The sequence below is a fragment of the Roseateles noduli genome, from assembly GCF_050626985.1.
Lineage (GTDB): Bacteria > Pseudomonadota > Gammaproteobacteria > Burkholderiales > Burkholderiaceae_C > Roseateles > Roseateles noduli_A.
On record NZ_CP192463.1, the window covers coordinates 178,682 to 203,170 of the forward strand.

At 69.1% G+C, this 24,489-nt stretch carries 25 protein-coding genes; 16 read left to right on the forward strand and 9 right to left on the reverse strand.

Annotated features, from left to right (window positions below; translation table 11 throughout):
- Nucleotides 1-2 precede the first annotated feature (2 nt).
- From paaB to paaZ, 7 genes are all read left to right on the forward strand, one after another.
- Entirely contained in the window at nucleotides 3-308 is a 306-nt protein-coding gene (gene paaB / locus ACQ4L4_RS00810; RefSeq protein ID WP_377156593.1) for a 1,2-phenylacetyl-CoA epoxidase subunit PaaB, read from the forward strand.
- A gap of 10 nt (nucleotides 309-318) precedes the next feature.
- Nucleotides 319-1,092, forward strand: coding sequence for a 1,2-phenylacetyl-CoA epoxidase subunit PaaC (gene paaC, locus ACQ4L4_RS00815; protein WP_431102348.1), 774 nt, complete (start codon nucleotides 319-321; stop codon nucleotides 1,090-1,092).
- A gap of 34 nt (nucleotides 1,093-1,126) precedes the next feature.
- Nucleotides 1,127-1,717, forward strand: a complete 591-nt coding sequence (paaD, locus tag ACQ4L4_RS00820; protein WP_431102349.1) for a 1,2-phenylacetyl-CoA epoxidase subunit PaaD — start codon at nucleotides 1,127-1,129, stop codon at nucleotides 1,715-1,717.
- 54 nt (nucleotides 1,718-1,771) lie between these two features.
- Complete coding sequence (gene paaE / locus ACQ4L4_RS00825) at nucleotides 1,772-2,851, forward strand: 1,2-phenylacetyl-CoA epoxidase subunit PaaE (protein WP_431102350.1); 1,080 nt, start codon at nucleotides 1,772-1,774, stop codon at nucleotides 2,849-2,851.
- A 21-nt stretch (nucleotides 2,852-2,872) separates the two neighbouring features.
- The gene (locus tag ACQ4L4_RS00830; protein ID WP_297530878.1) at nucleotides 2,873-3,535 is read left to right on the forward strand and encodes a TetR/AcrR family transcriptional regulator; all 663 of its coding nucleotides are present in this window, start codon (nucleotides 2,873-2,875) and stop codon (nucleotides 3,533-3,535) included.
- Between the two features lie 117 nt (nucleotides 3,536-3,652).
- On the forward strand, nucleotides 3,653-4,816 hold the full coding sequence (locus ACQ4L4_RS00835; protein WP_377156587.1) for an ABC transporter substrate-binding protein: 1,164 nt from the start codon (nucleotides 3,653-3,655) through the stop codon (nucleotides 4,814-4,816).
- A gap of 151 nt (nucleotides 4,817-4,967) precedes the next feature.
- On the forward strand, nucleotides 4,968-7,016 hold the full coding sequence (paaZ, locus tag ACQ4L4_RS00840) for a phenylacetic acid degradation bifunctional protein PaaZ (RefSeq protein ID WP_431102351.1): 2,049 nt from the start codon (nucleotides 4,968-4,970) through the stop codon (nucleotides 7,014-7,016).
- Between the two features lie 271 nt (nucleotides 7,017-7,287).
- Here the strand turns inward: paaZ and ACQ4L4_RS00845 are convergent, their stop codons facing one another.
- Nucleotides 7,288-8,217, reverse strand: coding sequence for a LysR family transcriptional regulator (locus ACQ4L4_RS00845; protein WP_431102352.1), 930 nt, complete (start codon nucleotides 8,215-8,217; stop codon nucleotides 7,288-7,290).
- 129 nt (nucleotides 8,218-8,346) lie between these two features.
- On the opposite strand from ACQ4L4_RS00845, the gene ACQ4L4_RS00850 reads away from it, so the two are divergent.
- From ACQ4L4_RS00850 to ACQ4L4_RS00860, 3 genes are all read left to right on the forward strand, one after another.
- Nucleotides 8,347-9,765: an aldehyde dehydrogenase family protein gene (locus ACQ4L4_RS00850; RefSeq protein ID WP_431102353.1), complete on the forward strand. Its 1,419-nt coding sequence runs from the start codon at nucleotides 8,347-8,349 to the stop codon at nucleotides 9,763-9,765.
- A gap of 128 nt (nucleotides 9,766-9,893) precedes the next feature.
- Entirely contained in the window at nucleotides 9,894-10,061 is a 168-nt protein-coding gene (locus ACQ4L4_RS00855; RefSeq protein WP_377156579.1) for a hypothetical protein, read from the forward strand.
- 143 nt (nucleotides 10,062-10,204) lie between these two features.
- Complete coding sequence (locus tag ACQ4L4_RS00860; protein WP_431102354.1) at nucleotides 10,205-10,579, forward strand: response regulator; 375 nt, start codon at nucleotides 10,205-10,207, stop codon at nucleotides 10,577-10,579.
- Nucleotides 10,580-10,635: 56 nt separating this feature from the next.
- Here the strand turns inward: ACQ4L4_RS00860 and ACQ4L4_RS00865 are convergent, their stop codons facing one another.
- From ACQ4L4_RS00865 to ACQ4L4_RS00885, 5 genes are read right to left on the reverse strand one after another with little or no spacing between them, the layout of a single operon-like run.
- Complete coding sequence (locus tag ACQ4L4_RS00865; RefSeq protein ID WP_431102355.1) at nucleotides 10,636-10,854, reverse strand: hypothetical protein; 219 nt, start codon at nucleotides 10,852-10,854, stop codon at nucleotides 10,636-10,638.
- A gap of 9 nt (nucleotides 10,855-10,863) precedes the next feature.
- Entirely contained in the window at nucleotides 10,864-12,084 is a 1,221-nt protein-coding gene (locus ACQ4L4_RS00870; protein WP_431102356.1) for an aminotransferase class V-fold PLP-dependent enzyme, read from the reverse strand.
- Between the two features lie 56 nt (nucleotides 12,085-12,140).
- Nucleotides 12,141-13,427, reverse strand: a complete 1,287-nt coding sequence (locus tag ACQ4L4_RS00875; RefSeq protein ID WP_431102357.1) for an MFS transporter — start codon at nucleotides 13,425-13,427, stop codon at nucleotides 12,141-12,143.
- On the reverse strand, nucleotides 13,424-14,164 hold the full coding sequence (locus tag ACQ4L4_RS00880; protein ID WP_431102358.1) for a TenA family transcriptional regulator: 741 nt from the start codon (nucleotides 14,162-14,164) through the stop codon (nucleotides 13,424-13,426). The genes ACQ4L4_RS00875 and ACQ4L4_RS00880 overlap by 4 nt, the downstream gene beginning before the upstream one ends.
- Nucleotides 14,165-14,184: 20 nt before the next feature.
- Nucleotides 14,185-14,754: a GNAT family N-acetyltransferase gene (locus ACQ4L4_RS00885; RefSeq protein WP_431102359.1), complete on the reverse strand. Its 570-nt coding sequence runs from the start codon at nucleotides 14,752-14,754 to the stop codon at nucleotides 14,185-14,187.
- 136 nt (nucleotides 14,755-14,890) lie between these two features.
- Between ACQ4L4_RS00885 and ACQ4L4_RS00890 the strand changes: the two genes are divergently transcribed.
- Nucleotides 14,891-15,871: a GlxA family transcriptional regulator gene (locus ACQ4L4_RS00890; protein WP_431102360.1), complete on the forward strand. Its 981-nt coding sequence runs from the start codon at nucleotides 14,891-14,893 to the stop codon at nucleotides 15,869-15,871.
- Nucleotides 15,872-15,917: 46 nt separating this feature from the next.
- Nucleotides 15,918-17,531, forward strand: coding sequence for an L-aspartate oxidase (nadB, locus tag ACQ4L4_RS00895; RefSeq protein ID WP_431102361.1), 1,614 nt, complete (start codon nucleotides 15,918-15,920; stop codon nucleotides 17,529-17,531).
- A gap of 155 nt (nucleotides 17,532-17,686) precedes the next feature.
- Here nadB and ACQ4L4_RS00900 read toward each other — a convergent pair whose 3' ends face one another.
- From ACQ4L4_RS00900 to ACQ4L4_RS00910, 3 genes are all read right to left on the reverse strand, one after another.
- Nucleotides 17,687-17,974, reverse strand: coding sequence for a late competence development ComFB family protein (locus ACQ4L4_RS00900; protein WP_377156568.1), 288 nt, complete (start codon nucleotides 17,972-17,974; stop codon nucleotides 17,687-17,689).
- A gap of 177 nt (nucleotides 17,975-18,151) precedes the next feature.
- A complete protein-coding gene (nadA, locus tag ACQ4L4_RS00905; RefSeq protein WP_377156567.1) occupies nucleotides 18,152-19,264 on the reverse strand; it encodes a quinolinate synthase NadA in 1,113 nt (370 codons plus the stop codon).
- A 12-nt stretch (nucleotides 19,265-19,276) separates the two neighbouring features.
- Nucleotides 19,277-20,182, reverse strand: a complete 906-nt coding sequence (locus ACQ4L4_RS00910) for an AraC family transcriptional regulator (protein WP_431102362.1) — start codon at nucleotides 20,180-20,182, stop codon at nucleotides 19,277-19,279.
- A gap of 69 nt (nucleotides 20,183-20,251) precedes the next feature.
- Between ACQ4L4_RS00910 and ACQ4L4_RS00915 the strand changes: the two genes are divergently transcribed.
- The 4 genes from ACQ4L4_RS00915 (at nucleotide 20,252) to ACQ4L4_RS00930 (ending at nucleotide 24,476) form a co-directional block, all read left to right on the forward strand.
- On the forward strand, nucleotides 20,252-21,517 hold the full coding sequence (locus ACQ4L4_RS00915) for an MFS transporter (RefSeq protein ID WP_431102363.1): 1,266 nt from the start codon (nucleotides 20,252-20,254) through the stop codon (nucleotides 21,515-21,517).
- A gap of 184 nt (nucleotides 21,518-21,701) precedes the next feature.
- A complete protein-coding gene (locus ACQ4L4_RS00920; protein ID WP_431102364.1) occupies nucleotides 21,702-22,175 on the forward strand; it encodes a Panacea domain-containing protein in 474 nt (157 codons plus the stop codon).
- 17 nt (nucleotides 22,176-22,192) lie between these two features.
- A complete protein-coding gene (locus ACQ4L4_RS00925; RefSeq protein WP_431102365.1) occupies nucleotides 22,193-22,639 on the forward strand; it encodes a hypothetical protein in 447 nt (148 codons plus the stop codon).
- 112 nt (nucleotides 22,640-22,751) lie between these two features.
- On the forward strand, nucleotides 22,752-24,476 hold the full coding sequence (locus ACQ4L4_RS00930) for a thiamine pyrophosphate-binding protein (protein WP_431102366.1): 1,725 nt from the start codon (nucleotides 22,752-22,754) through the stop codon (nucleotides 24,474-24,476).
- The last annotated feature ends 13 nt before the right edge of the window (nucleotides 24,477-24,489 follow it).

Genomic DNA, 24,489 nt, shown 5'->3' on the forward strand with positions numbered 1-24,489 from the left:
TCATGAGCATCAACCAAACGACCGGCGCCAACGAATGGCCCCTGTGGGAAGTCTTCGTCCGCAACAAGGCGGGCCTGGACCACAAGCATTGCGGCAGCCTGCACGCGCCCGACGCGAAGATGGCCCTGCAGATGGCCCGCGACGTCTACACCCGCCGCCAGGAAGGCGTGAGCATCTGGGTCGTGCCGTCGTCGGCGATCGTCGCGTCCGATCCGGGCGAGAAGTCGATGTACTTCGATCCGATGGAGGACAAGGTGTACCGCCACCCGACCTTCTACGACCTGCCCGAATCGCTCGACCACATGTGAGGACCGGACGATGAGCACTTCCGTCCAACCCGGCCAACGCGCGGACGTCCAGTACCTGCTGCGCGTCGGCGACGCCTGCCTGGTGCTGTCGCACCGCATCTCCGAATGGATCGGCCACTCGCCGATCCTGGAAGAGGACCTCGCGCTGGGCAACATCGCGCTGGACCTGCTGGGCCAGTCCCGCGCGCTGCTGACGCGCGCCGGCCAGCTCAACGAGCAGCCGCTCGACGAGGACCAGCTCGCCTACCTGCGCGAGGAACGTCACTACCTGAACCCGGTGATGATGGAGCTGCCGCGCGGCGACTTCGCCTTCACGCAGGCCCGCAACCTGATCGCCGCCTGCTGGCTGATGCCGATGTGGACGCGGCTGCAGGCGTCGAGCGACGCCGAGGTCGCCGCCATCGCCGCCAAGGCGGTGAAGGAAGTCCGCTATCACCAGCAGCACGCGGCCGAGTGGGTCGTGCGCCTGGGCGACGGCACCGACGAGTCGGCGCAGCGGATGAAGGACGCGCTTGCGCAGCTGTGGCCCTACGTCAACGAGCTGTTCGCGTCGGACGACATCGATGCCGCCGCGGAGGCCAGCGGCCTGGGCCCCGCCTGGTCGTCGCTGAAGCCCGACTGGGACGCGGCGATGGACGAGGTGCTCGCCGAGGCGCGCCTCGCGCGTCCGAAGGACACGCCGCACATCTATACCGGCGTGCGCGGCGTCCACAGCGAGCACATGGGCCACATGCTGGCGACGATGCAGTCGCTGCAGCGCACCTACCCGGGCGGGGTGTGGTGATCCCCGGATCGCCGCGAAGACCCATGAACACGCCATGAACGCCGCCCCGACACCGTCGCATCTGAACTGGCTGTCGTCGTTGACGCCGGTCGGACCGCGCTCGCCGTCGTCCGATGGCGGCGCGACGGACCTCGGCTGCGGACGGCTGTCCGCCGCGTGGGAGGTGCTGTCGCAGGTGCTCGATCCCGAGGTGCCGGCGGTGTCGCTGGTCGAGCTCGGCATCGTGCGCGACCTGGTCGAGACCGCCGACGGCGTCGAGGTCGTGCTCACGCCCACCTACTCCGGCTGCCCGGCCACCGAGGTCATCGAGCAGAGCGTGCGGGACGCGCTCGCGCGCTTCGGCACCGTCACCGTGACGATGCGCCGCGCGCCGGCCTGGACCACCGACTGGATCACCGACGAAGGCCGCGAGAAGCTGCGCCGGTACGGCATCGCGCCGCCGGGGCCGGTGGACGCGGGGCAGGGCGTGCCGATCCGCATCGTCCGCCGCCGCGAGGCCATCGCCTGCCCGCGCTGCGGCAGCGCGCATACGGAGCAGCTGTCCGCCTTCGGCTCGACCGCGTGCAAGTCGCTGTACCGCTGCCTCGCCTGCCGCGAGCCGTTCGAACATTTCAAACCGATCTGAGCCCGGGTTCCGATCGACCAGATCCCGCAGACCACAAGACGCCGAGCCACCGCCATGAGCCTGCATTTCCACCCGCTGCGCCTGAGCGCCAAGCACCAGGACACCGACGACGCCGTCGTGCTGTGCTTCGACGTGCCCGAGGCGCTGCGCGAGACCTTCCGCTTCACGCAAGGCCAATACCTGACGCTGCGCGGCGACGTCGACGGCCAGGACCTGCGCCGCTCCTACTCCATCTGCGCCGGCATCGACGACGGCGAGCTGCGCGTCGGCGTCCGCCAGGTCGACGGCGGCGCCTTCTCCACCTGGGTCCACCGGCACCTGAAGGCCGGCGACGAGATCCAGGTCTTCCCGCCGCAGGGGCGCTTCCACGTGCCCCTCGAGCCCGCCGTCGGTCGGCACTTCGTCGGCATCGCGGCCGGATCGGGCATCACGCCGATCCTGTCGATCATGAAGAGCGTGCTGGCCCGCGAGCCGCTGAGCCGCTTCACGCTGATCTACGGCAACCGCCGGCCGGCGTCGACGATGTTCAAGGAAGAGCTCGAGGACCTGAAGAACCGCTACATGACGCGGCTGACGCTGCATCACGTGTTCTCGCGCGAGCATGTCGATTCGCCGCTGATGGCGGGCCGGCTGGACCAGGCCAAGCTGAGCGACTTCCTGAGCGGCCCCGTCCCCGCGGCCGGCATCGACCAGGTCTTCGTCTGCGGCCCGTTCGAGATGAACGAGCAGGCCGAGGCGGCGCTGCGCGCGGCCGGCGTGCCCGAGGAACGCATCCACATCGAGCGCTTCGGCACGCCGGAGATGCAGACCGGCCGCCCGGCGCCGCACGAGGTCCACGAAGAGGATGCGGAGGCCGCCAAGGTCGTCGTGATCCGCGACGGCGTGTCGCGCGAGATCGAGTTCCGCAAGAGCGATCCGAGCCTGCTCGACGCCGCGGCGCGGGCCGGCATGGACGTGCCGTTCTCCTGCAAATCCGGTGTGTGCTCGACCTGCCGCTGCAAGCTGATCGAGGGCGAGGTCCGGATGGATAAGAATTTCGCCCTTGAGAAGCACGAAGTGGCGGCGGGATTCATCCTGAGCTGCCAGGCGCATGCCCTGACCCCCCGCGTCGTGATCTCGTTCGACGAACGCTGATTCACAAGGAAAACAACACCCATGGCCCGAGGTCGAGCTCCAGGATTCGATGCCACCCGCGAGGAGATCCTCGCGCAGGCTGCCCGACTGTTCGCCAACCAGGGCTACCCCGCGACCTCGATGAACCAGGTCGCCGAGGCCTGCGAGGTCAGCAAGCCCACGCTGTACCACTACGTCCGCGACAAGCATGAGCTGCTCGCGCAGATCTGCCAGAACCATCTGCAGCACCTGGTCGACCTGGTCGACGAGGTCAGCGCGCAGCAACTGCCGCCGCCGGAGCACCTGCGCGGCCTGATCCACCGCTTCGTGCAGGCCTACGGCGAGGCGCAGAACGAGCACCGCGTGCTGACCGAGGACCTGAAGTTCCTCGACGACGAGCACCGCGAGCGCATGGTGGCGGTCGAGCGCCAGGTGGTCGGCCGTTTCGCCGACGCGGTGGCCGCGGTGCGGCCGGAACTGCGCGGCGCCCACCTGCACAAGCCGCTGACCATGCTGCTGTTCGGCATGATCAACTGGACCTTCACCTGGCTGCGGCCCGACGGCGCGCTGACCTACGAGGCGGTCGCGCCGATGGTGGCGGACCTGTTCTTCGGCGGGCTCGGCGCGGTCCGCACCGAACTCACCGATCCTTCGGCGCGCCACGAGCGCAACGAACTCGACCCGGCGGCGCCGCAAGTCTCATGAAGGCTTCGCGGAGGACCATCGCCCCCGACATGCATTCCAAGCAGTGCTTGCAGTCATCGCAGTAGCAGTACCTCATTGACCTTGCGTTCCTGAAAAACACATTCCGAAGGAGACAACATGAAACGCATCGAGAAGACCCTGCTGGCCATGGCCATGACGGGTGCCGCGCTGATGGGCGCGGGCGGCAGCGCCTGGGCCGACATCAACGTCGGCGTGACCGTGTCGGCCACGGGGCCGGCCGCGTCGCTGGGCATCCCGGAGAAGAACACCTTCTCGCTGATGCCCAAGACCATCGCCGGGCAGAAGGTCAACTACATCATCCTGGACGACGCGTCGGACACGACGACGGCGGTCGCCAACACCCGCAAGCTCATCACCGAGCACAAGGTCGACGTGGTGGTCGGCTCGACGGTCACGCCGAACTCGCTGGCGATGATCGACGCGGTGTCGGAGGCGCAGGTGCCGATGATCTCGATGGCGGCTTCGGCGCGCATCGTCGAGCCGATGGACGCGAAGAAGCGGTGGGTCTTCAAGACGCCGCAGAACGACATCATGATGGCGCTGGCCATCGCCAGCCACATGCAGGCGCAGGGCGTGAAGACGGTGGCCTACGTCGGTTTCGCCGATGCCTACGGCGAAGGCTGGTACGGCGAGTTCAACAAGGTCGCCGCCAGCAAGGGCCTGAGCATCGTCGCCAACGAGCGCTACAACCGCACCGACACGTCGGTGACCGGCCAGGTGCTGAAGATCATGGCGGCCAAGCCGGACGCGGTGCTGGTCGGCGGCAGCGGCACGCCGGCGGCGCTGCCGCAGAAGACGCTCAAGGAGCGCGGCTACCAGGGCAAGTACTACCAGACCCACGGCGTGGCCAACAACGACTTCCTGCGCGTCGGCGGCAAGGACGTCGAGGGCACCTTCCTGCCGTCAGGCCCGGTGCTGGTCGTCGACCAGCTGCCCGCGGACCATCCGGCCAAGAAGAGCGCCAAGGCCTACGTCACGACCTATGAAGGCGCGTACGGCAAGGGCAGCGTGTCGACCTTCGGTGGCCATGCGTGGGATGCGGGACTGCTGCTGCAGGCGGCCATTCCCGAGGCCATCAAGAAGGCCCAGCCCGGCACGCCGCAGTTCCGCGCGGCGCTGCGCGATGCGCTCGAAGGCGTCAAGGAACTGCCGGCCGCGCACGGCGTGTTCACGATGTCGCCCAATGACCATCTGGGTCTGGACCAGCGCGCGCGCGTGATGGTCAAGATCGAGAACGGCACCTGGAAATACCAACCCTAATTTCGCCGACGCTCGGCTACTGCGCGGGCCGATCTTGGGCCTGCGGTGCTCGCCATACAGGAGTATGGCTGCGCGCCTCAGGCCCAACCTCGACCCGCTCGCTACGCCGCTCGTCCGCGAAATATCCTGCGATTGACGTTGTGAGAATCCTATGAGCGCTACCCCCGTTCTTCAGAGCTTGATTGCTGGTCGCTGGATCGGCGCCACCGCCGCGCGCGGCCTGCACAGCGCCGTCAACGGACGGTTGGTGACGCAGACCCATGCGGAAGAGATCGACTTCGGCGAGAGCCTGCACTTCGCGCGCAGGCAGGCGCTGCCGGCGCTGCTGGCGCTCGACTTCCAGCAGCGCGCCGCGATCCTGAAGGCGCTGGCGACCTATCTGCAGGAACACAAGGAATCGCTCTACGCGATCTCCGCGCACACCGGCGCGACGCGGCCCGATTCGTGGATCGACATCGAAGGCGGCTTCGGCACGCTCTTCGCCTACGCGTCGATGGGCCGCCGCGAGCTGCCGTCGAGCAACATCGTCCATGAAGGCCCGGCGCAGGCGCTGGGCAAGCTCGGCCAGTTCATGGGCACGCACGTGCTGGTGCCCAAGCGCGGCGTCGCCGTGCACATCAACGCGTTCAACTTCCCGATGTGGGGGATGCTGGAGAAGTTCGCGCCGAGCTTCCTCGCCGGCATGCCCTGCATCGTCAAGCCGGCCACCGCGACCAGCTACGTCGCCGAAGCCTGCGTGCGCCTGATCGAGCAGTCCGGCCTGCTGCCGGCCGGCGCGTTGCAGCTGATCATCGGCGGTTCCGGCGATCTGCTGGACCGGTTGGAGGAGACGGATGTCGTCACCTTCACCGGCTCGGCGGACACCGCGGCGCAGCTGCGCGTCAATCCGAACCTGATCCGCCGCTCGGTGCCGTTCAACGCCGAGGCGGACAGCCTCAACTGCGCGATCCTGGCGCCGGACGTGGTGCCCGGGGATCCCGAATTCGATCTCTTCGTCAAGGAAGTGATGCGGGAGATGAGCGCCAAGGCCGGCCAGAAGTGCACGGCCATCCGCCGCGCGATCGTGCCGGCGGCGCAGATCGACGCGGTGGCCGCGGCGCTGTGCGAGCGGCTCGCGAAGATCAAGATCGGCGATCCGGCCATCGAGGGCGTGCGCATGGGCGCGCTGGCGTCCAAGGCGCAGCAGGCCGACGTGGCCGAGCGCCTGGCGCAGCTCACCCAGGGCAACGAGATCGTCTACGGCGAGCGCGACGGCTTCGCGCCGGTGGGCGAGGGCGTCGGCGACGGCGCCTTCTTCGCGCCGACGCTGCTGCTGTGCCGCGACGCGATGAACAACGAGGCGGTCCACAACGTCGAGGCCTTCGGGCCGGTGTCGACGCTGATGAGCTACGGCGACTTCGACGAGGCGCTGGCGCTCGCCGCCAAGGGCCGCGGCAGCCTGGTGGGCTCGGTGGTCACGAAGACGCCCGCGCTGGCCGCGCAGGCCGTCTATCACGCGGCCGCCTTCCATGGCCGGCTGCTGGTGCTGGACCGTGACGCGGCCGGCGAATCGACCGGCCACGGCTCGCCGCTGCCGATGCTCAAGCACGGCGGCCCGGGCCGCGCCGGCGGCGGCGAGGAACTTGGCGGCATCCGCGCCGTCAAGCACTACCTGCAACGCTGCGCGGTGCAGGCCTCGCCGACGATGCTCACCGCCATCACCGGCGAGTACGTGCGCGGCGGCAAGGTCACCGAGGACGCGATCCACCCCTTCCGCAAGTACTTCGAAGAGATCCAGGTCGGCGACTCGCTGCTGACGCATCGCCGCACGGTGTCCGAGGCGGACATCGTCAACTTCGGCGGCATCAGCGGCGACTTCTTCTACATGCACTTCGACGAGGTCGCGGCCAAGGACACGCAATTCGGCCAGCGCATCGCGCACGGCTACTTCGTGCTGTCGGCGGCGGCGGGCCTGTTCGTGTCGCCCGCGCCCGGGCCGGTCCTCGCCAACTACGGCCTGGACACGCTGCGCTTCGTGAACCCCGTGGCCATCGGCGACACCATCCAGGCGCGGCTCACCTGCAAGCGCCGCATCGACCGCGGCAATCGCCCCGACCAGCCGCCGCAAGGCGTCGTCGCCTGGGACGTGCAGGTCACCAACCAGCGCGGCGAACTCGTGGCGAGCTACGACATCCTGACGCTGGTCGCGAAGAAGGGCTGACACCAAGGCCCGCAGGCAGCGAGCACCAGACCTTGAAAGGACGGTGCTCGTGTGGGGTCCGCACAGGGCTTGGGGTTCCCGGACGGGACGCCCCATGCCCTGGGAGGGCCCGCGCCCTGAACGGGGCAGGTGGGCGGTCGCAGCGCCGTCGACTGCGCATGGCCAAGCGCGGGCACTCCACGACGCAGGGGGCATCGCCTCCGCGAACCCCCAGCGTCATTCCGGCCCCACTTTCACTCGCTGCCATCGCCTGCGAGTGGCGTCGTGCCCTTCAACGGGTGATCTCGTGGATCAGGTCGATCAGCGCGCGCAGCGTCGCCGGGATATGGCGGTGGCCCGAGTAGTACAGGCACAGCGCCGGTAGCGGCGCTGCCCAGGCGTCCAGCACGCGGCGGAGCCGCCCGCTCGCGAGGTCCTCGGCCACGTACCACTCGGCGATCTGCGCGAGGCCCAGACCCGCGCGTGCCGCTTCCAGCATCAGCAACGGCGAATCCAGCACCATCGGACCGGGGACGTCGAGCGCTTCGCTCGCCTTGGCCCCGTTGGCGGCGGCGGTCGTCTTGCCGCGCTTCGCGCGCGCAAACTCCCACGGGGACGGCAGTCCGCTCGGCATCCTCGCGCGGATGCACGCATGTCCCGCGAGCTCGGCGGGCGACGACGGCAGGCCGTGGCGTTCGAAGTAATCGGGTGACCCGACGACCGCCATCCGCAGCGGCAGACCGATCGGCACGCGGATCATGTCCCGCGGCACCTGCGGCGCGAGCCGCAGTCCCGCGTCGAAGCCCTCGGCGACGATGTCGACCAGCCGACCCTCGGTGACCACATCCAGCGTCACGTCCGGATGCCGGCGCAGGAACTCCGCCAGGATCGGCCGGAACACCATCTGCGCCGCGCCCAGCGAGCTGTTCAAGCGCAAGGTGCCGGTGGGCCTTCCTGCACGATCGTCGGCTGCCGCGACGGCCTCCTGGATCTGCGCCACCGCCGGACCGACCCGGTCGACGAAGCGCCGCCCCGCCTCCGTGAGCGACACGCTGCGCGTCGTGCGATGGAAGAGCCGCACGCCCATGCGCGCCTCCAGCCCGGCGACCGCGTTGCTGACGGCGGAGGTCGACATCTCCAGCTCCACCGCCGCCGGCCGGAATCCCCGCCGGCGGGCGACGGCGAGCACCACCTCGAATTCGGTCAGGCTGTCCTTCTGCATGCCTGCATTGTTCTTTGAATCGGGATGACTCGTCCATCATTGGACGGCTTATCGAAAAGGATGCCGCTGCCTACATTCCTCTCAACGAGCCACGGCGTGTCGCTGAGGTTCATGCCGAAAGGACAAGCCATGCGGAACTTCGACCAGAATTACATCGACGGCGCCTTCGTTGCCGCGACCGGCGACGAGGTCGTCGACATCGTTGATCCCGCCACCGAGGCCGTGGTCGGTCAGGCCCGGCTCGCGCATCGCGACGATGCCCGTCGCGCCGTCGAAGCCGCGATGCGCGCCCAGCCGGCCTTCGGGCGGACTTCCGTCGCGGAGCGCGTCGCGATGCTCGAGCGCCTGCAGGCCGCGATGCTGGCGCATGCCGAAGACATCCTGGAAGCGACGATCAACGAGTACGGCGGCCCGGTCGCCCGTGCGCAGTGGGTCGCCAATTACGCGTCGCAGTGCTTCGGCGACGCGGCGCGGGCGCTGCCGAGCTACGCGTTCGAACGACGCGTCGGCGGATCGACCGTGGTGATGGCGCCGGTCGGCGTGTCAGGTCTCTTCGCGCCCTGGAACAGCACCGCCGGGACGATGGCCAGCAAGCTCGCGGCCGCCATCGCCGCCGGGTGCGCGACGGTGATCAAGCCCAGCGAGCTGAGTCCGTGGCAGGCGCATGTCGTCGCTCGCGCGATCCACGCGGCGGATCTGCCGCCGGGTGTCGTCAACATCGTGACCGGCCGCGGTGTCGACGTCGGCGCCGAGATCGGCGCGCATCCGGGCGTTGCCAAGCTGTCGTTCACCGGCTCGACGCCGACCGGCAAGCTGATCGCGCGTGGCGCCGTCGACACGATGAAGCGCGTGAGCCTGGCCTTGACGGGCAAGTCGGCCTCGCTGCTGCTGGACGACGCGGATCTCGATGTGGCGCTCCCCCTCGCGATGGCCGCGGCCTTCATGAACAGCGGGCAGGCCTGCGTGGCCGGCACACGCTTGCTGGTGCCGCGTGCCCGGATGCCTGAGGTCGTCGAGCGGATCCGGTCCGCCGTCGCCGCGATGCGCGTCGGCGATCCGCGCGATCCGGCGACGACGATCGGTCCGATGGTCAGCCGCGCGCAGTACGAGCGCGTCCAGCATTTCATCCGACGCGGTCTCGACCAGGGCGCGACGCTGATCGCCGGCGGAGAGGGGCGGCCGGATGGAGTCGATCGCGGCTGGTTCGTGCGGCCGACGGTCTTCGCCGACGTCCGCAACGACATGGACATCGCGCGCGAGGAGATCTTCGGCCCCGTGCTGTCCGTGCTCCCGGTGGACTCGGAGGACGAGGCGATCGCGGTAGCCAACGACTCGACGTATGGGCTGCAGGCCTACGTGTTCTCCGCCGGTGCGGACCGCGCGCGACGCGTGGCCGCGCGATTGCAGGCGGGCACGGTGCTGATCAACCGCGTCGCGCCGGACCTGCTGGCGCCGTTCGGCGGCGTCAAGCAGTCGGGCGTGGGCCGCGAGTTCGGCGTGATGGGCATGGAGGCCTTCCTGGAACCGAAGACGATCACTAGCGCCTGAGGCGATCCGCGCGGCGGACGGCCTTCGCGGGATCGGCAAAGCCGAAGCCCGGGCAAGGAAGTTCGACCTTGAGCCGCGTGCGCGGTCCGCCCACACTGAGGCCCCCGTTGACCCCACTTCGAACTGCCTTGGACTTCCTCACTACTCCCGTCATCGCCGGTCTGTTGTTCACCGGCACCTTGGCCCTGGTTGCGCTGATGGCGTGGAAGGGCGGCAGCGAGCGGAGAGACGTCACCTTCCTCGCTTCCGCCGCCGGTCTGGGCGGCGTCTGCACGGCGATTGCCGCTGTCGTCTGAACGCTCCTGAAGCCGGCGCGAGGAGCGCACGCCAGAGGCGCCGGTTTTACGCTCCGTTGCGAAGTCGGCGCCCCTGACGGCCGCGCGTGAATCAGCGCCGCGCCAAAATGTGACGGACGATTCAGTGAGAGGAAGGGAAGGGCATGCGCGTCTTGCTCGTCGAGGATTCCGAGTTTGTTCGCGAGCAGTTCCTGCGATTGTTCGAGGGGCTCGATTTCGTGGAAGTGGTGGGCTATGCGGACAGCGAGGAAGACGCCGTGCAGGCGATCTCGGTGCTCACACCCGATGTGGTGCTGCTCGACCTGAACCTGCAGGTCGGCTCCGGCATGCATGTGCTGCGGCGCGCACGCGCCGGCGGCTATGTCGGCAAGCTGTGGGTGCTCAGCAGCCGCGACCCCGACTTCTACCGCTCGCTGTGCGAGAAGCACGGCGCCGACGGCTTCTACGACAAGGCGCATGAGCAGCTGCAGCTGCTCGACGACCTGCGCGTGCTGGCAGGCGAGAAGCCGCTGTTCTGAGGCGCGCGGCGTAGCGACTGTCGCGCCGAAGGCGGCGATCGCGGGGATGACGCCGCTCAGGGGCCGCAGCCGGCCATGGCCATCAGGCCGTCGACGTGCAGCAGCGCGACGGACAGCGGATCCGACGCCAGCGACGCCCCCATGGCCAGCAGGCCCAGGCTCACGCGCAGCGCCCGTGCCGACCGCGGCAGCGGGCGGCAGGCCGAGATGAGGAAGGGCGCGCCGACGCCGAGCATGAAGAGCGCGGTCAACAGGGCGTGCAGGGCGGTGTCCATGATGTCCGTTCAGCCCAGCGCCGCGACACCTTGCAAGGTCTCACCGGCCGGTTCGTGATCGGGCAGCCCGGCCATCGCGAGATCCAGGTCCCACATCAGGTCGGACACGTTCTCCAGGCCGACCGACATCCGCAGCAGATCCTCGCCGATACCGGACTGGCGGCGCTCCGCCGCCGACAGCCTGCCGTGCGTGGTCGAGGCGGGATGGGTGATCATGCTGCGCGTGTCCCCGATGCTGGTGGCGATGGAGATCAGCCGCAGCGCATCCACCACCGACCACGCGCCCTCGCGGCCCCCCGGGACGCGGAAGCCCACCACGCCGCCGAAGCCCGACTGCTGCGTCGCCGCCAGCGCATGCTGCGGGTGTGTCGCCAGGCCGGTGTAGACGACGGCGGCGACTTTCGGGGACGCCTTCAGCCAGCGCGCCAGCTGCATCGCGTTGGCGGAGATCGCCGCCATGCGCAGATGCAAGGTCTCCAGGCTCTTGAGCAGCAGCCACGCGTCCATCGCGCCCAAGGTGGCGCCGGTCACGCGCAGCACGCCGCGCAGGTCGGCCATCAGCCGCTCCGCGCCGACCGCGACACCCGCCACCACGCGGCCGTGACCGTCCATGTACTTGCCCGCGGAATGGATGACGATGTCGGCGCCCAGCCGCAAGGGGTTCTGCTGGTACGGCGTGAGCAGCGAGTTGTCCACCGCCAGCAGCGCGCCGCGCGCATGGGCGAGCAGGGCGACGGCCTCGATGTCCCCCACGTTCTGCAGCGGGTTGGACGGCGTCTCCATGAACGCGAAGGCGGTGCGATCGTCGATCGCGGCGTCCCATTGCGCCAGGTCGGTCAGGTCGACGACGCGCACGTCGACGCCCAATCTGCCGAAGTGATGGCGGAAGGCGGTGAGGGTCGTGCCGAAGACATCGCGGGAACAGACGATGTTCCTGCCGGTCGCCACCCACGCCTGCGCCATGGCCACGATCGCCGCCATGCCCGACGCGAAGGCAACCGCCGCCTCCGCGCGCTCCATCGCCGCGATGCGTCGCTCCAGCGCCTGCACGGTCGGGTTGGAGAAGCGCGAGTACACGTTGCCCGCGGCCGCGCCGCTGAACTTGCGCGCCGCGTCCGCCGCCGAGGCGAAGACATAGGCGGAGGTCATGGCGACCGGCTCGCAGTGCGCGTCGCTGAGGTCCTGGAACTGGCCGGTGCGGACGGCGTTGGTGAAGGATTGGTGATCCAAGGCAGCTTCCTCTCGAAGGCGTTTCGGTGGGGCCGTGGCCGACGGACGGCGACGTGTCAGGCGGAGGGCCGGGCTTGCAGTCCGGGACGAGGGGCGGTGTCGACGTCCGGATCGCGCAGGAACAGCCAGCTCGTCACGCCGCCCAGTGCCGTCAGGCCTGCCAGTCCGACGATGTAGGGCTGGTAGCTGCCCCACAGGTCGTGGCTGAGCGCGCCCAGCTGCACCGAGGCGAAGCCGCCGAACTGGTGCGCCAGGAACAGGTAGCCGAAGGCCCGTCCCTTGATCGCCGGGCCGTAGCGCGCCATGCAGAACATCGACGTCAGCACCACCGTGCCCAGGTAGGTCGCGCCGAACACGACGGCGAAGCCCAGCGTGCGAAGGTCTTCCGACGCTCCGAGCAGAAGCAGCACGGCGCAGGACCGCAGCACGTAGAACGCCCCCAGCAGCGTGCGCTTGGGCAGCCGCATCGCCAGCCAGCCGGTCAGCAGGCCGCTGATCAACTCCAGCACGCCGAGCAGGCTCAGGCTGATGCCCATCAGCGCGCGCGGCGTCGAATGGTCCTGCCAGAACGCGACCAGGTGGACATCGATGAAGGCCATGCTCGCGCCGCAGCCCATGAAGCCGATCGCCAGGGCATGGAAGCCGCTGTCGCGCCGCAGCAGGGACCAGGCGCGAGGTGGGGGCGGCTTCACCTTCAACGTCGATGCTTCCGCTTCCGCTTCGGGTGCGGTGTTGGCGGCATCGAGACCGGCCGCCTTCGACTTCGCCGCGGCGAACCACGCCAGACCGGCGAGCGGCACCGCGAGGAAGACGCCCGTCAGCAGGAAGGTGGTCTCCCACGTCGCCTTCGGCGCCAGCCACAGCCAGAACGGCGACAGCACGATGAAGCTGATCGAGGTGCCGTTGGTGACCACCGCGAAGGCCAGGCCGGATTTCTTCTGCTCGAAGAGGCGATCGACCAGCACGCCCATCGGCACGTAGGTCATGGCCGCCAGGCCGAAGGCCGCGAACAGCCCGTAGCCGAGGACGAAGACCGGGAGCGACCGGTCGAACAGACTGGTGCCCGCGAGCGCGACACCGGCGGCCAGACAGCCGATCACCACGGTGCGCAGCGGCCCGTGGCGGTCGCTCAGCCACCCCACCAGCGGCGATGCCAGCCCGGTGACCAGCATGAACACGGAGCCCGACCAGGCGAAGTCGGAACGGCCGCGCCCGAAGTGGGTCGCCAGGTCGGCGAAGTAGACCTGGTAGAGGCTCTTGATGCTGGTGGAAAAGAACATCACCAGGAAGCCCACCGCCACGAGGGCGTGGACCAGATTGCGGGAAGGCGTTGCCGGCTTCATGCGACCAGCCCCGGGATGCCGCGGCGCGTGGCCGGAAGGCAGTAGGCGCGGTACATGCCGTCGTACATCGTGTAGAACAGGCGGCAGGTGTGATCGACCGCGTGCAGCGCTTCCTGCTGCAGCCGGTCGGTGTCGCACAGCTCGGCGACCAGGTTCAAACCCTGTTCCACATGGCCGACATCCTCGGCCTGGTGGACGGAGAAGAACAACAGGTCCTCCTCCGTCAATCCGTAGACCTTGCCCAGCAGCTCGTGGCGCGCCTCGCCGGCCTTGAGTTCCAGGTTCTGGCCTTCGCTGGCGATCATCACCGCGGCGGCGGCGATGTGATAGCTGCCGCGGCCTCGCACCGCGTACAGCCGGTAGTCGATCAGGTCCTGCGTCGCGGGCAGCGGACGCGCGGCGTCGCGCTCCTCCTCGCCGATGCCCAGCGCACGGAGGAAGTTCTGCATCAGCACCACGTGGTTGTCGGTCCTGGAGAGGCGGCCGGTCTCCTCCTCGTACAGGTTGATCAGCAGCGCGCGTTTGAACGTCGGCAGCGGGCAGTGGAAGAACAGGTGCTCGACGTAGCCCAGGAAGTGCTTCGTCAGCTGATAGCCCTGCAGCGCCACCTGGCGCAGCAGCACGATGTCCTTCCCGTCCGGATTCATCAGGCGGTCGAACAGGGGATGCGCCATCGTCAGATGGCTGTGCAGCAGCGATCGCAGCTGTTCCTTGAAGGCGGCCTTGGATTGCGGCATTGGGGGTGCTCCGGTGGGGCTCAAAGGGCGGCGGGGGCATCGACGCGGCGGCGCAATGCCTGCACCGCCTGCGCCATGAAATGGCCCCGATGGACCGCGTCGCCCACGCGGGCGTAGTCCTCCAGGACGCCATAGGTCTCGAATCCGAAGAACTGCCAGAGGTGGTGGGCGCGGGTGTTCTCGCGCACGTCGAGGACCAGCTGTTCGACGCCCAGCTGTTCGGCCCGGCGCGTGATCTCGCGCAGCGCGAGCTGCACGAAGCGCAGGCCGCGGAAGTCCGGGTGCACCACGCCCTTGGCCAGTTCGGCGCGATGACGGCAGGTGGCCATGCCGTTGAGATGCAGCAGCGCCATGAAGGCCGGCCGCGCGTCGACGCGTCCCATCAACAGGTGGGTCCGGCCCGAGGCGATGCCCACGCGCAGGGCGGCAACAAACTGGACTTCCTGATGCAGCGTCAGCGGCCGCTCGAAGCCCAGCATGCCGCCGTCGGCCACGGTGCTGTTGACGAGCTCGACAAGCTGCCCGGCGAGTCGATCGTCTATCCGATCGATCCAGTCGTAACGGGCAATGAACGATGGCTCTGACTTCACGGGCGGTCTCCTTCGCGATTGATCGGGAGGGGCAGATTAGCGACGCCTCCGCGGCCGATGCGGCAACAAACACGCTCAGAACGGCAAGAAACCAGCCATGATGGGAGGGGATAAGTCCTGAGGAACTTTTTCGGTGATGAAGAGCGTCCACTTCCTGATGATCCCGTCGGCGCATGTGCTGGACATCGCGGGCCCGCTGCAGGTCATCCATTCGATCGGCGAGATCGGCGCCGGCACGGTCGATGTGCGTTGCATCGGGCCGGAGGTCTCGGTCGGCGCCTTCCAGCCGCTGACGTTGACCGACATCCGACCGCTGCCGCACACGCTGCCGCCGGACGCGGTGCTGTTCGTCGTCGGCAGCAAGCTGACGCCGGCGCTGATGCGCTCGTCGGCCTGGCGCAAGGCCGTGGACTGGCTGGCGCGACTCGGCCGCGAGCGGCCGGACGGGCTGCGGATCTGCGGCGTCTGCACCGGCACCTTCCTGCTGGCCGACGCCGGCCTGCTCGACGGCCGCCTGTGCACCACGCATCACCGCTTCATCGCCCGACTGCGCGCGGCCAGTCCGAAGACGACGGTGCTGGAGAACCGCGTGTTCGTCGAGGACGGGGACCTGCTCACGTCCGCCGGGGTCACCTCCGGCATCGACCTGGCGCTGCACCTGGTGGCGCAGGCCTTCGGCGAGGACGTCGCCATCCAGGTCGCGCGCGAGAACGTGGTGAACTTCCGCCGCTTCGGCGCCGATCCCGAACTGTCCGCCGCGACGCGTTACCGCGCCCACGGCAACCAGCGCATCCATGCGGTCCAGGATGCGATCGCCACACAGCTGGGTGGCCGCGTCACGATCGACGAACTGGCCGCGCAGGCCGGGCTGAGCGAACGCCATCTGGCCCGGCTGTTCCTCGCCGAGACCGGCGTCAGCATCAAGCAGTACCAGATCGCGCTGCGCATGGACCTGGCCCGCCGGCTGATGACCAGTTCACGGCTGTCGCTGGAGAACATCGCCGCCACCTGCGGCTACGGCAGCGTGCAGGCCTTCCGCGCCAACTGGAACAAGCACGAGCGCCTGCCGCCCTCGCTGCTTCGACGCGGCGGGGGCGCGCCACGGTCCGATGCTTAGAATCCCCACTCCCAAGCGATGACGCCCCGATGACCGGGCGATGACGATGACAGCAGCTGTTCGGACCGACGTCGCGCTGGCGCCGGTGGTGATCGTGGGTGCCGGCCTGGCCGGATTGACCGTGGCGCTTCACCTCGCCGACCGCGTGCCGGTGATCGTGCTGGCCAAGCGCGAACTCAACGAGGCCGCCACCGCCTGGGCGCAGGGCGGGATCGTCGGGGTGCTCGGCTCGGACGACAGCATCGAGAGCCACGTCCGCGACACGCAGGAAGCCGGCGCCGGCCTCGTCGACGAGGCCACCGCCCGCTACATCGCCGAACGCAGCGCCGATGCCGTCGGCTGGCTGGTCGAGCAGGGCGTGCCGTTCACGCTCGATGAGCAGGGGCCGCTCGGGCTGCATCTGACCCGCGAGGGCGGGCACGCGGTGCGCCGCATCGCCCATGCTGCGGACGCCACCGGCAAGGCCATCCACGACGCGCTGCTGGCCAAGGCGCAGGCCCATCCCAACATCGAGCTGCGCCAGCGCTGGATGGCGCTGGACCTGATCACCTCGCGCCATGTGCAGCGTGACGAGCCGTCCCGCTGCTACGGCATCTACGCGCTCGACATGGACGCCCAGCGCGTCGACGCGATCGCGGCGCGCGCCGTGGTGATGGCCACCGGCGGCGCCGGCAAGGTCTACCGCTACACGACCAATCCGGACACCTCCACCGGCGACGGCATCGCGATGGCGTGGCGCGCGGGCTGCCGCATCGCCAACATGGAGTTCATCCAGTTCCACCCGACCTGCCTGTACCACCCGCAGGAACGCAGCTTCCTGATCACCGAGGCGCTGCGCGGGGAGGGCGGCCACCTGAAGCTGCCGGACGGGACGCGCTTCATGGCCGCGCACGATGAGCGGCTCGAACTCGCGCCGCGCGACGTGGTCGCCCGCGCGATCGACTTCGAGATGAAGAAGCACGGCCTCGACCACGTGTGGCTCGACGCCACGCACCTCGGCGAGGACTTCCTGAAGGAACACTTCCCGACCGTCCACGCGCGTTGCCTCGCGCTGGGCATCGACATCGCGCGCCAGCCGATCCCGGTGGTGCCGGCGGTGCACTTCACCTGCGGCGGCGTGGTGTCGGACCTGCAGGGCCGCGCCGACCTGCCCGGCCTCTACGCGGTCGGCGAGACCGCCCACACCGGCCTGCACGGCGCCAACCGGCTGGCGAGCAACTCGCTGCTGGAATGCGTCGTGCTCGGCCAGGGCTGCGCGTCCGACATCCTGGCGCAGGAGGTGCTCCCGCCGGCGCCGCTGCCGGCCTGGGACGAAAGCCAGGTCGAGGACGCGGACGAACAGGTCGTCATCGCCCACAACTGGGACGAGCTGCGTTCGCTGATGTGGAACTACGTCGGCATCGTGCGCACGACCAAGCGCCTGGAGCGCGCCCTGCATCGCATCGACCTGCTGCGCGCGGAGATCGACGACTACTACGCCAACTTCCGCGTCAGCCGCGACCTGCTGGAGCTGCGCAACCTGGTCGATTGCGCGGAACTCATCGTGCGGTCGGCGCTGCTGCGGCATGAAAGCCGAGGGCTGCACTACAGCCGGGACTACCCGCGCACGCTGCCGGCGAGTCTGCCGACGGTGCTGGTGCGCAACGGGAATACGCGCTGAGCAGGACGTCGCGGACTGCGTCGATGCCTGCCGTCGTCAAGCGCGGGCTCTCCACGGGGCATGGGGCGCCCCTCCAGGGACCCCAAGCCCCATTCCGGCCCCAGTGAGCCTCGTGGACCATGGGCCTGAGCCCTGGCCTGAGTCTGCGTTGGCGCTCAGCGCTGCTTCGTGCGCAGCACGCTGCGCGCTTGCACGAAGTTGAAGGCGTAGCTGACCGCTTCCTTGATCGCGGCATCCACGTCCAGGCGCTCCTGCTCGGTCAGGTAGAACGAGTAGTCCACCGCATGGCGGATGTAGCGCGGAGGCAGCCGGTTCAGCGCGACGCAGGCCACGTCGGCCAGCAGCTCGGCTTCGCGGTGGATCTCGGGGAACTGCGGAGCGTTCTCCATCACCGCGGCAAACACTTCGCGTTCGTGATGGTTGTAGAGCGAGGTGAAGTCCATGAGCACGTCCTGCCGTGGGCAACTGGGATGGCCACAGCATAGGCCGCCCCCCGCGCGGATGGAAAGCCCCCGCGGACACCCGTTCACGCGGGGCGCCCTCACGAGACGCCCTCACGAGACGCCTTCTCCCGCTTGCGGGAGAGGGCAGGGTGAGGGCCGGCGGCCGTCGACGTGCGATCAGGCCGCGCCGATGCCCGGCACCATCGCGCCCGCTTCCGCCGCCTTCTTCGCCTTGAGCTTCGCGGTGAAGTCCAGCATGCGGTCGATGCACGACTTCGCTTCGACCCGGATCGTCTCCTCGACGAAGATCTCGCCGGTGCCGCGCTCCAGGCAGTCGACCAGGCCCTGCAGGCCGTTCATCGCCATCCAGGGGCAGTGCGCGCAGCTCTTGCAGGTGGCGCTGTTGCCCGCCGTCGGCGCCTCGATCAGGACCTTGCCCGGCGCCATCTGCCGCATCGCATGCAGGATGCCGTTGTCGGTGGCGACGACGTACTCGCGCGCCGTGCCCTCGACCACGGCCTTGATCAGCGCGGAGGTCGATCCCACGACGTCCGCCTGCGCGACCACCGAGGCCGGCGACTCCGGGTGGACCAGGATCATCGCGTCGGGGTGCTGCTCGCGCAGCAGCTCCAGCTCCAGGCCCTTGAACTCGTCGTGGACGATGCAGGCCCCGTTCCACATCAGCATGTCGGCGCCGGTCTGCTCCTGGATGTAGCGGCCCAGGTGGCGGTCGGGCGCCCACAGGATCTTCTCGCCGCGGGCCTTGAGCTCGCTGACGATCTCCAGCGCGCAGGAACTGGTGACCATCCAGTCCGCGCGCGCCTTCACCGCGGCGCTGGTGTTGGCGTAGACGACGACGGTGCGGTCCGGATGCGCGTCGCAGAAGGCGGCGAAGTCCTCGGCCGGGCAGCCCAGGTCCAGCGAGCAGGTCGCGTCCAGGTCGGGCATCAGCACGCGCTTCTCGGGGCTGAGGATCTTGGCGCTTTCGCCCATGAACTTCACGCCGGCGACCACCAGGGTCTGCGCCGCGTGGTCGCGGCCGAAGCGCGCCATCTCCAGCGAATCGGACACGATGCCGCCGCTTTCCTGCGCGAGGTCCTGCAGGTCGCCGTCGACGTAGTAATGGGCGACGAGCACCGCCCCCTTGGCCTTGAGCAGTTCGGCGGCACGCGCCTTGAGTTGCGAGCGCTGGCTGGGCGTCAACGGTGCCGGCACCTTGGCCCACGCATGGGCGGTGCAGGTGGCGCCGTCCGCATCCTGGCGGGCGAAGTCGTAGAGAACCTGTTCCATAGGGGAGGAATTCTAGGTCTGGCCGAAAAACCGGCTCGGCGGCATGCCGACCGTCCTTGTGACCATCGCGGTGAAGGCGCTGGCGCTGGCGTAGCCGAGCTCCGCGGCGATGACCTGCATCGGCTTTCGATGCGCCGCCAGCCGCAGCGCCTCGGCCAGCAGCGCCTGCTGGCGCCATTGCGCGTAGCTGCTGCCGAGCTCCTGGCGGAACAGGCGGGAAACGGTGCGCGCGCTCGCGCCGACTTCCGCCGCCCAGTCGTCCAGGCTGGCATGGCGCATCGGCTCGGCCAGCACGGCCTCGCAGAGGCGGCGCAGGCGCTTGTCGGTGGGCAGCGCGACGCCGAGCTGCAGGCTGGGCGCGCGGCGGATCTCGTCGAGGATCAGCTTGCCGATCCAGCCCTCGCGGTCGGCCACGGCCTCGGCCACCGTTCCAGCGGGTTCGATCTCGTCGCGCGCGAGCTGCACCGCCAGCTCCCGCAGCAGCGGCGAGACCTCGAGGACGCGGTTCTCGGCCCAGACCTCGCCGTCGTCGGGCGGATCCAGCAGGTAGAGCGTGCGCAGCTCGCAGCGCTCGACGGCGGTCACCGCGTGGATCACGCCGGCGGGGATCCAGACGCCGCGCGAGGGCGGGACCAGGAAGGTGGCGCGGTCGGTGCTGACGCGCACGACGCCGGTCACCGAGAAGACGAACTGGCCCCAGGTGTGGTGGTGGGCCTGGATGTCCATGAACCCGTCCAGGCTGCGCGACTTGGCCCGCACCGGGCGCTCGGCGCTGGGCGCATAGCGGCGCGGATCGAGCGGCGGCAGGCTGGTGCGACGGGTGAGCGTCGGCGTGGGATGCGGCGTCGGGCGAGCGCTTGAAGGAGAGGCCGGAGGAGAGGCCGAAGGAGGGGTCGAAGGAGGGGTCGGATGATCCATGGCGGAAACTCGACAGAACTTGTCCGGCTATCGTAATTCCGACGTAAAGGCCCTGTCACCATTCCGTCCATGAACACCGCCACCACCACCGCCGACGGGGCCGGCCTGTCGCCGAGCCCCGAACAGAGCGCCGCACAGACCAGGCACCGAGACATCCAGACCATCAGCCTGATCGGCCTGGCGCACGGCACCTCGCACTTCTTCCACATGCTGCTGCCGCCGCTGTTCCCGGTGTTCATGCGGGAGTTCGGGCTGAGCTATTCCGAGCTCGGCCTGCTGGTGACGATCTTCTTCGTGATCTCTGGCGTGGGGCAGGCGCTGTCGGGCTTCCTGGTCGACAAGACGGGCGCGCGGCCGGTGCTGTTCGCGGCGCTGGGCTGTTTCGTGCTGGCGTCGCTGGCGGCGGGCACGGCCCAGAGCTTCGTCGGGCTGGCGCTGGCCGCGGCGTTGGCGGGGCTGGGCAACTCGCCCTTCCACCCGGTGGACTTCACGATCCTGAACAAGCGGGTGTCGCAGCAGCGGTTGGGCCATGCGTTCTCGGTGCACGGCATCACGGGCAATCTCGGCTGGGCCGTGGCGCCGGTGCTGCTGATCTCGATGCACGAGGCGACCGGCCAATGGCGTCTGGGCTACGCGGCGACGGCGGCGTGGGCGCTGTTCGTGATCGCGCTGCTGGTCTTCAAGCGCGACGCGATCGACGACACGCAGGGCTCGTGGGGCCATGAAAAGGCCGGCGCGGCGAAGGCGCCCGCCGACGAGCATCCGATGGCCTTCCTGAAGCTGCCGTCGGTGTGGCTGTGCTTCTCGTTCTTCTTCTTCACGACCTCGGCGCTGAGCGCCATCCAGAGCTTCGCGTCGCCGGCGCTGTCGGCGATGTACGGCGTGAGCCTGGCGAGCACCGCGTTCGTCGTGACCGGCTACATGCTGGCCGGCGCGGCGGGGATGATCGTCGGCGGCTTCCTTGTGGCGAAGTCGCAGAACCTGGAGCGCAACATCGCCGGCGCGATGTTCGTCGCCGCGGCGCTGCTGGCGTTGACGGCGACGGGCTGGCTGCCGGCCACGGCAGCGTTGATCGCGGCGGCGACGGCGGGCTTCGGCACGGGTCTCGCAGGCCCGTCGCGCGACATGCTCATCAAGCGCGCCGCACCGCCCGGAGCGACGGGGCGCGTGTACGGCACGGTGTACTCCGGCCTGGACACCGGCTTCGCCGTCGCGGCGCCGATCTTCGGCGCGCTGATGGACCGGCACTGGAACAACGCCGTGTTCTTCGGTGCTTCGTTCGCGTTGCTGCTCGGCATCGGCGCGGCGAGCCTGGTGCGGCAAGGGAAGCGCTGACACCCCTCAGGGGGAAGTCAATGCGAGGTGCCGGGTGACTGGCATAGGTGGTCATCCGAGGTCGTCATAGCAATCGAGGCTGGTCCCGGAACTTGCATCGCGTCGTGGACGCAACAGCGCGGCGACCTTCGTTTGCAGCGGCATGCGGCGGATCTAGAGTCGTTGGCTCTGGAGTCCGCAAACCATGCCCTACTCACCCGCCATCGTCGCCAATGCCGTGCTCTATCGAGCGAAACAGCGTGGCATTCGCATCAGTCATCTGAAGCTGCAGAAGCTGATCTTCTTCATCCACGCGTGGCGCCTCGCGCTGCAGGGGCTGCCCGCGGTCGACGAACGACCGGAGGCGTGGGAATACGGCCCCGTTTTCGAGACGCTCTTTCACCGGCTGAAGAACCTCGGTCATGAGGCGATCTGCCAGTACATCGAGACGGTCGAGGCGCGGACCAATGCGTACCAGGCGCTGATGCCGTCCATCGAGGATGCGGCGTTCTGGCGCATTCTCGATCAGGTGATGGACCGGTATGGCGGGCTCAGCGCGTCGCAGTTGTCGACGCTAGGGCATGAACCGGGCGGTCCCTGGTCAACTGCGCGAGCCGCCAAACAGGCCGTCATTCCCGACGACAGCATCCGCTCCTTCTATCGGGAGAAGCTGCAATGAACGAGTCGTCCTTCCCGATGGTGGAGCCGCCGCTGATGCCGGTCCCACCGGTCGATGAACCGGCAGCGGGGGAGTTGAAGAAGTTCGATTCGGAAGTGCTCGACTACAAGATCAAGCGCGCGAGCACCTTCGGTGGACTGAGCGTCGCCGGCACTCTGTACATCGTCGGTGTGTTGGTCATTCTGAAGCTGATGACCATCTGGCCCTTCAACTGCTCGCCGCTGGCGGAGATCACCGATTCCTTCGCGCGCATCGTGGAGTGCACGAACCCGATGATCCAGGGCGATGCCTGGCACGGCGTCGCGGGCGTGATGCTGGCGTTGTTTTCCGTTCCGACGGTGTTGCTGATCGCCATCCTGCGGATGGCTTCACCGAAGAGGGAGCCGCTGCCGGACACGGTCTTCACCACGGTCGCGGACAAGTTCGCCAACGCGCTGGAACGCGTGTTCGAACCCAGGAAATAGCCCGGGCAACACTTGACCCCGAAGTCCTGGATTTCGCAACCCGCATCCGCGCCGCAACAGGGGACATCCCACCCGCTTGCAATGGCGGGGCCGCTCGCTACAGTCGTCCGTCATGGATCAGCACCGCACCGTCAGCCGCCCCGCCGGGCACGTCCTCGTCGAGGCCCTGATCGAGCAAGGGATCACGGAGGTCTTCGGAGTTCCAGGCGAGAGCTACCTCGCGGTCCTCGACGGCTTCCATGAGCACCGCGAGCGCATCCGCTTCATCGGCTGCCGGCAGGAGGGCGGCGCCGCCTTCATGGCCGATGCCCAGGGCAAGCTGACCGGTCGCCCCGGCGTGTGCTTCGTGACTCGCGGACCCGGCGCCACCAACGCCAGCATCGGGCTGCACACGGCCTTCCAGGACTCGACGCCGATGATCCTGTTCATCGGACAGGTGGCCTCCGACCAGCGCGATCGCGAAGCCTTCCAGGAAGTCGACTACCGCCAGATGTTCGGCCCGGGCACGCTGGGCATGGCGAAATGGGTCGGCGAGGTGCAGGACCCGCATCGCCTGCCGGAATACGTCGCGCGGGCCTTCCACACGACCATGCAGGGACGCCCCGGTCCGGTCGTCCTCGTGCTGCCCGAGGACATGCTCACGCAGCTCACCGACGCGCCGGTGCTCCCCCGCGCCAAGCCCGCCGTCGCGTGGCCGGCACCGGCGGACCTGGTCGAACTGCAGGCGCGGCTCGAAGGCGCGCAGCGGCCGTTCGTCATCGCCGGCGGCGGCGGCTGGACCGCCGAGGCCTGCGCCGCGCTGCAGGACTTCGCCCACGCCTGGCAGTTGCCGGTCGGCTGCGCGTTCCGCTTCCAGGACCTCTATGACAACCGCGATCCGCTGTACGCGGGCGACGTCGGCATCGGCATCAATCCGGCGCTCGCCAAACGCGTCGGCGAGGCGGACCTCATCATCGCCATCGGCCCGCGCCTGGGCGAGATGACCACCGGCGGCTACACGCTGCTGAAGGCGCCGCGGCCTGCCCAGCAACTGGTGCACATCCATGCCGGGTCCGAGGAACTGGGCCGCGTCTACGCGGCCGACCAGATGATCCAGGCCAGCATGAGCGGCGCCGCGCTGGCGCTGCAGCAGCTGCGCCCGCCCGCCGACGTCGAAGAGCTGCCGTGGTTGCAGTGGTCGCGCGACGCGCATGCCGACTACCAGCGCAACCAGCAGGCGCTGCCGGTCGGCCCGATGGACCTGGCCGAGGTCATGCATCTGCTGGACCGGCTGCTGCCCGCGGAGACCATCTTCACGAACGGCGCGGGCAACTACAGCGGCTGGCTGCATCGCTTCCACCGCTACACGGCGCTGCATCAGGGCGGTCGCACGCAGCTGGCGCCGACCAGCGGCGCGATGGGCTACGGTTTCCCGGCCGCCGTGGCGGCGGCGCTGCTGCAGCGCGAGCGCTGGGTCGTCAACATTGCCGGCGACGGCGACTTCCTGATGACCGGCCAGGAGATGTCCACCGCGATGGCCCATGGCGCGCGGCGATTGATCTGTCTGGTGGTCGACAACGGCAGCTACGGCACGATCCGCATGCACCAGGAGCGCGAGTATCCCGGCCGCGTCAGCGGCAGCGACCTGCACAACCCGGACTTCGCCGCGCTCGCCCGCGCCTACGGCTGGCTCGCGTTCAGCGCGGCCCGCACCGAGGACGTCGAGCCCGCGCTGCGGCAGGCCCTCTCGGCGCAGGTCCCGACCCTGATCCACCTGAAGCTGCCGGTCGAGATCTCCACCAGCCGCGCGACGCTCAGCAGCATCCGCGAGGCGGCGCTGAAGCGGAAAGCCGGATGACGGAAAATCACGC

Coding starts and splice junctions, on each gene's coding strand:
- paaB (WP_377156593.1), top strand. CDS start 3: ATGAGCATCAACCAAACGACCGGCGCCAACGAATGGCCCCTGTGGGAA.
- paaC (WP_431102348.1), top strand. CDS start 319: ATGAGCACTTCCGTCCAACCCGGCCAACGCGCGGACGTCCAGTACCTG.
- paaD (WP_431102349.1), top strand. CDS start 1,127: ATGAACGCCGCCCCGACACCGTCGCATCTGAACTGGCTGTCGTCGTTG.
- paaE (WP_431102350.1), top strand. CDS start 1,772: ATGAGCCTGCATTTCCACCCGCTGCGCCTGAGCGCCAAGCACCAGGAC.
- ACQ4L4_RS00830 (WP_297530878.1), top strand. CDS start 2,873: ATGGCCCGAGGTCGAGCTCCAGGATTCGATGCCACCCGCGAGGAGATC.
- ACQ4L4_RS00835 (WP_377156587.1), top strand. CDS start 3,653: ATGAAACGCATCGAGAAGACCCTGCTGGCCATGGCCATGACGGGTGCC.
- paaZ (WP_431102351.1), top strand. CDS start 4,968: ATGAGCGCTACCCCCGTTCTTCAGAGCTTGATTGCTGGTCGCTGGATC.
- ACQ4L4_RS00845 (WP_431102352.1), bottom strand. CDS start 8,217: ATGCAGAAGGACAGCCTGACCGAATTCGAGGTGGTGCTCGCCGTCGCC.
- ACQ4L4_RS00850 (WP_431102353.1), top strand. CDS start 8,347: ATGCGGAACTTCGACCAGAATTACATCGACGGCGCCTTCGTTGCCGCG.
- ACQ4L4_RS00860 (WP_431102354.1), top strand. CDS start 10,205: ATGCGCGTCTTGCTCGTCGAGGATTCCGAGTTTGTTCGCGAGCAGTTC.
- ACQ4L4_RS00865 (WP_431102355.1), bottom strand. CDS start 10,854: ATGGACACCGCCCTGCACGCCCTGTTGACCGCGCTCTTCATGCTCGGC.
- ACQ4L4_RS00875 (WP_431102357.1), bottom strand. CDS start 13,427: ATGAAGCCGGCAACGCCTTCCCGCAATCTGGTCCACGCCCTCGTGGCG.
- ACQ4L4_RS00880 (WP_431102358.1), bottom strand. CDS start 14,164: ATGCCGCAATCCAAGGCCGCCTTCAAGGAACAGCTGCGATCGCTGCTG.
- ACQ4L4_RS00890 (WP_431102360.1), top strand. CDS start 14,891: ATGAAGAGCGTCCACTTCCTGATGATCCCGTCGGCGCATGTGCTGGAC.
- nadB (WP_431102361.1), top strand. CDS start 15,918: ATGACAGCAGCTGTTCGGACCGACGTCGCGCTGGCGCCGGTGGTGATC.
- ACQ4L4_RS00900 (WP_377156568.1), bottom strand. CDS start 17,974: ATGGACTTCACCTCGCTCTACAACCATCACGAACGCGAAGTGTTTGCC.
- nadA (WP_377156567.1), bottom strand. CDS start 19,264: ATGGAACAGGTTCTCTACGACTTCGCCCGCCAGGATGCGGACGGCGCC.
- ACQ4L4_RS00910 (WP_431102362.1), bottom strand. CDS start 20,182: ATGGATCATCCGACCCCTCCTTCGACCCCTCCTTCGGCCTCTCCTCCG.
- ACQ4L4_RS00915 (WP_431102363.1), top strand. CDS start 20,252: ATGAACACCGCCACCACCACCGCCGACGGGGCCGGCCTGTCGCCGAGC.
- ACQ4L4_RS00920 (WP_431102364.1), top strand. CDS start 21,702: ATGCCCTACTCACCCGCCATCGTCGCCAATGCCGTGCTCTATCGAGCG.
- ACQ4L4_RS00925 (WP_431102365.1), top strand. CDS start 22,193: ATGGTGGAGCCGCCGCTGATGCCGGTCCCACCGGTCGATGAACCGGCA.
- ACQ4L4_RS00930 (WP_431102366.1), top strand. CDS start 22,752: ATGGATCAGCACCGCACCGTCAGCCGCCCCGCCGGGCACGTCCTCGTC.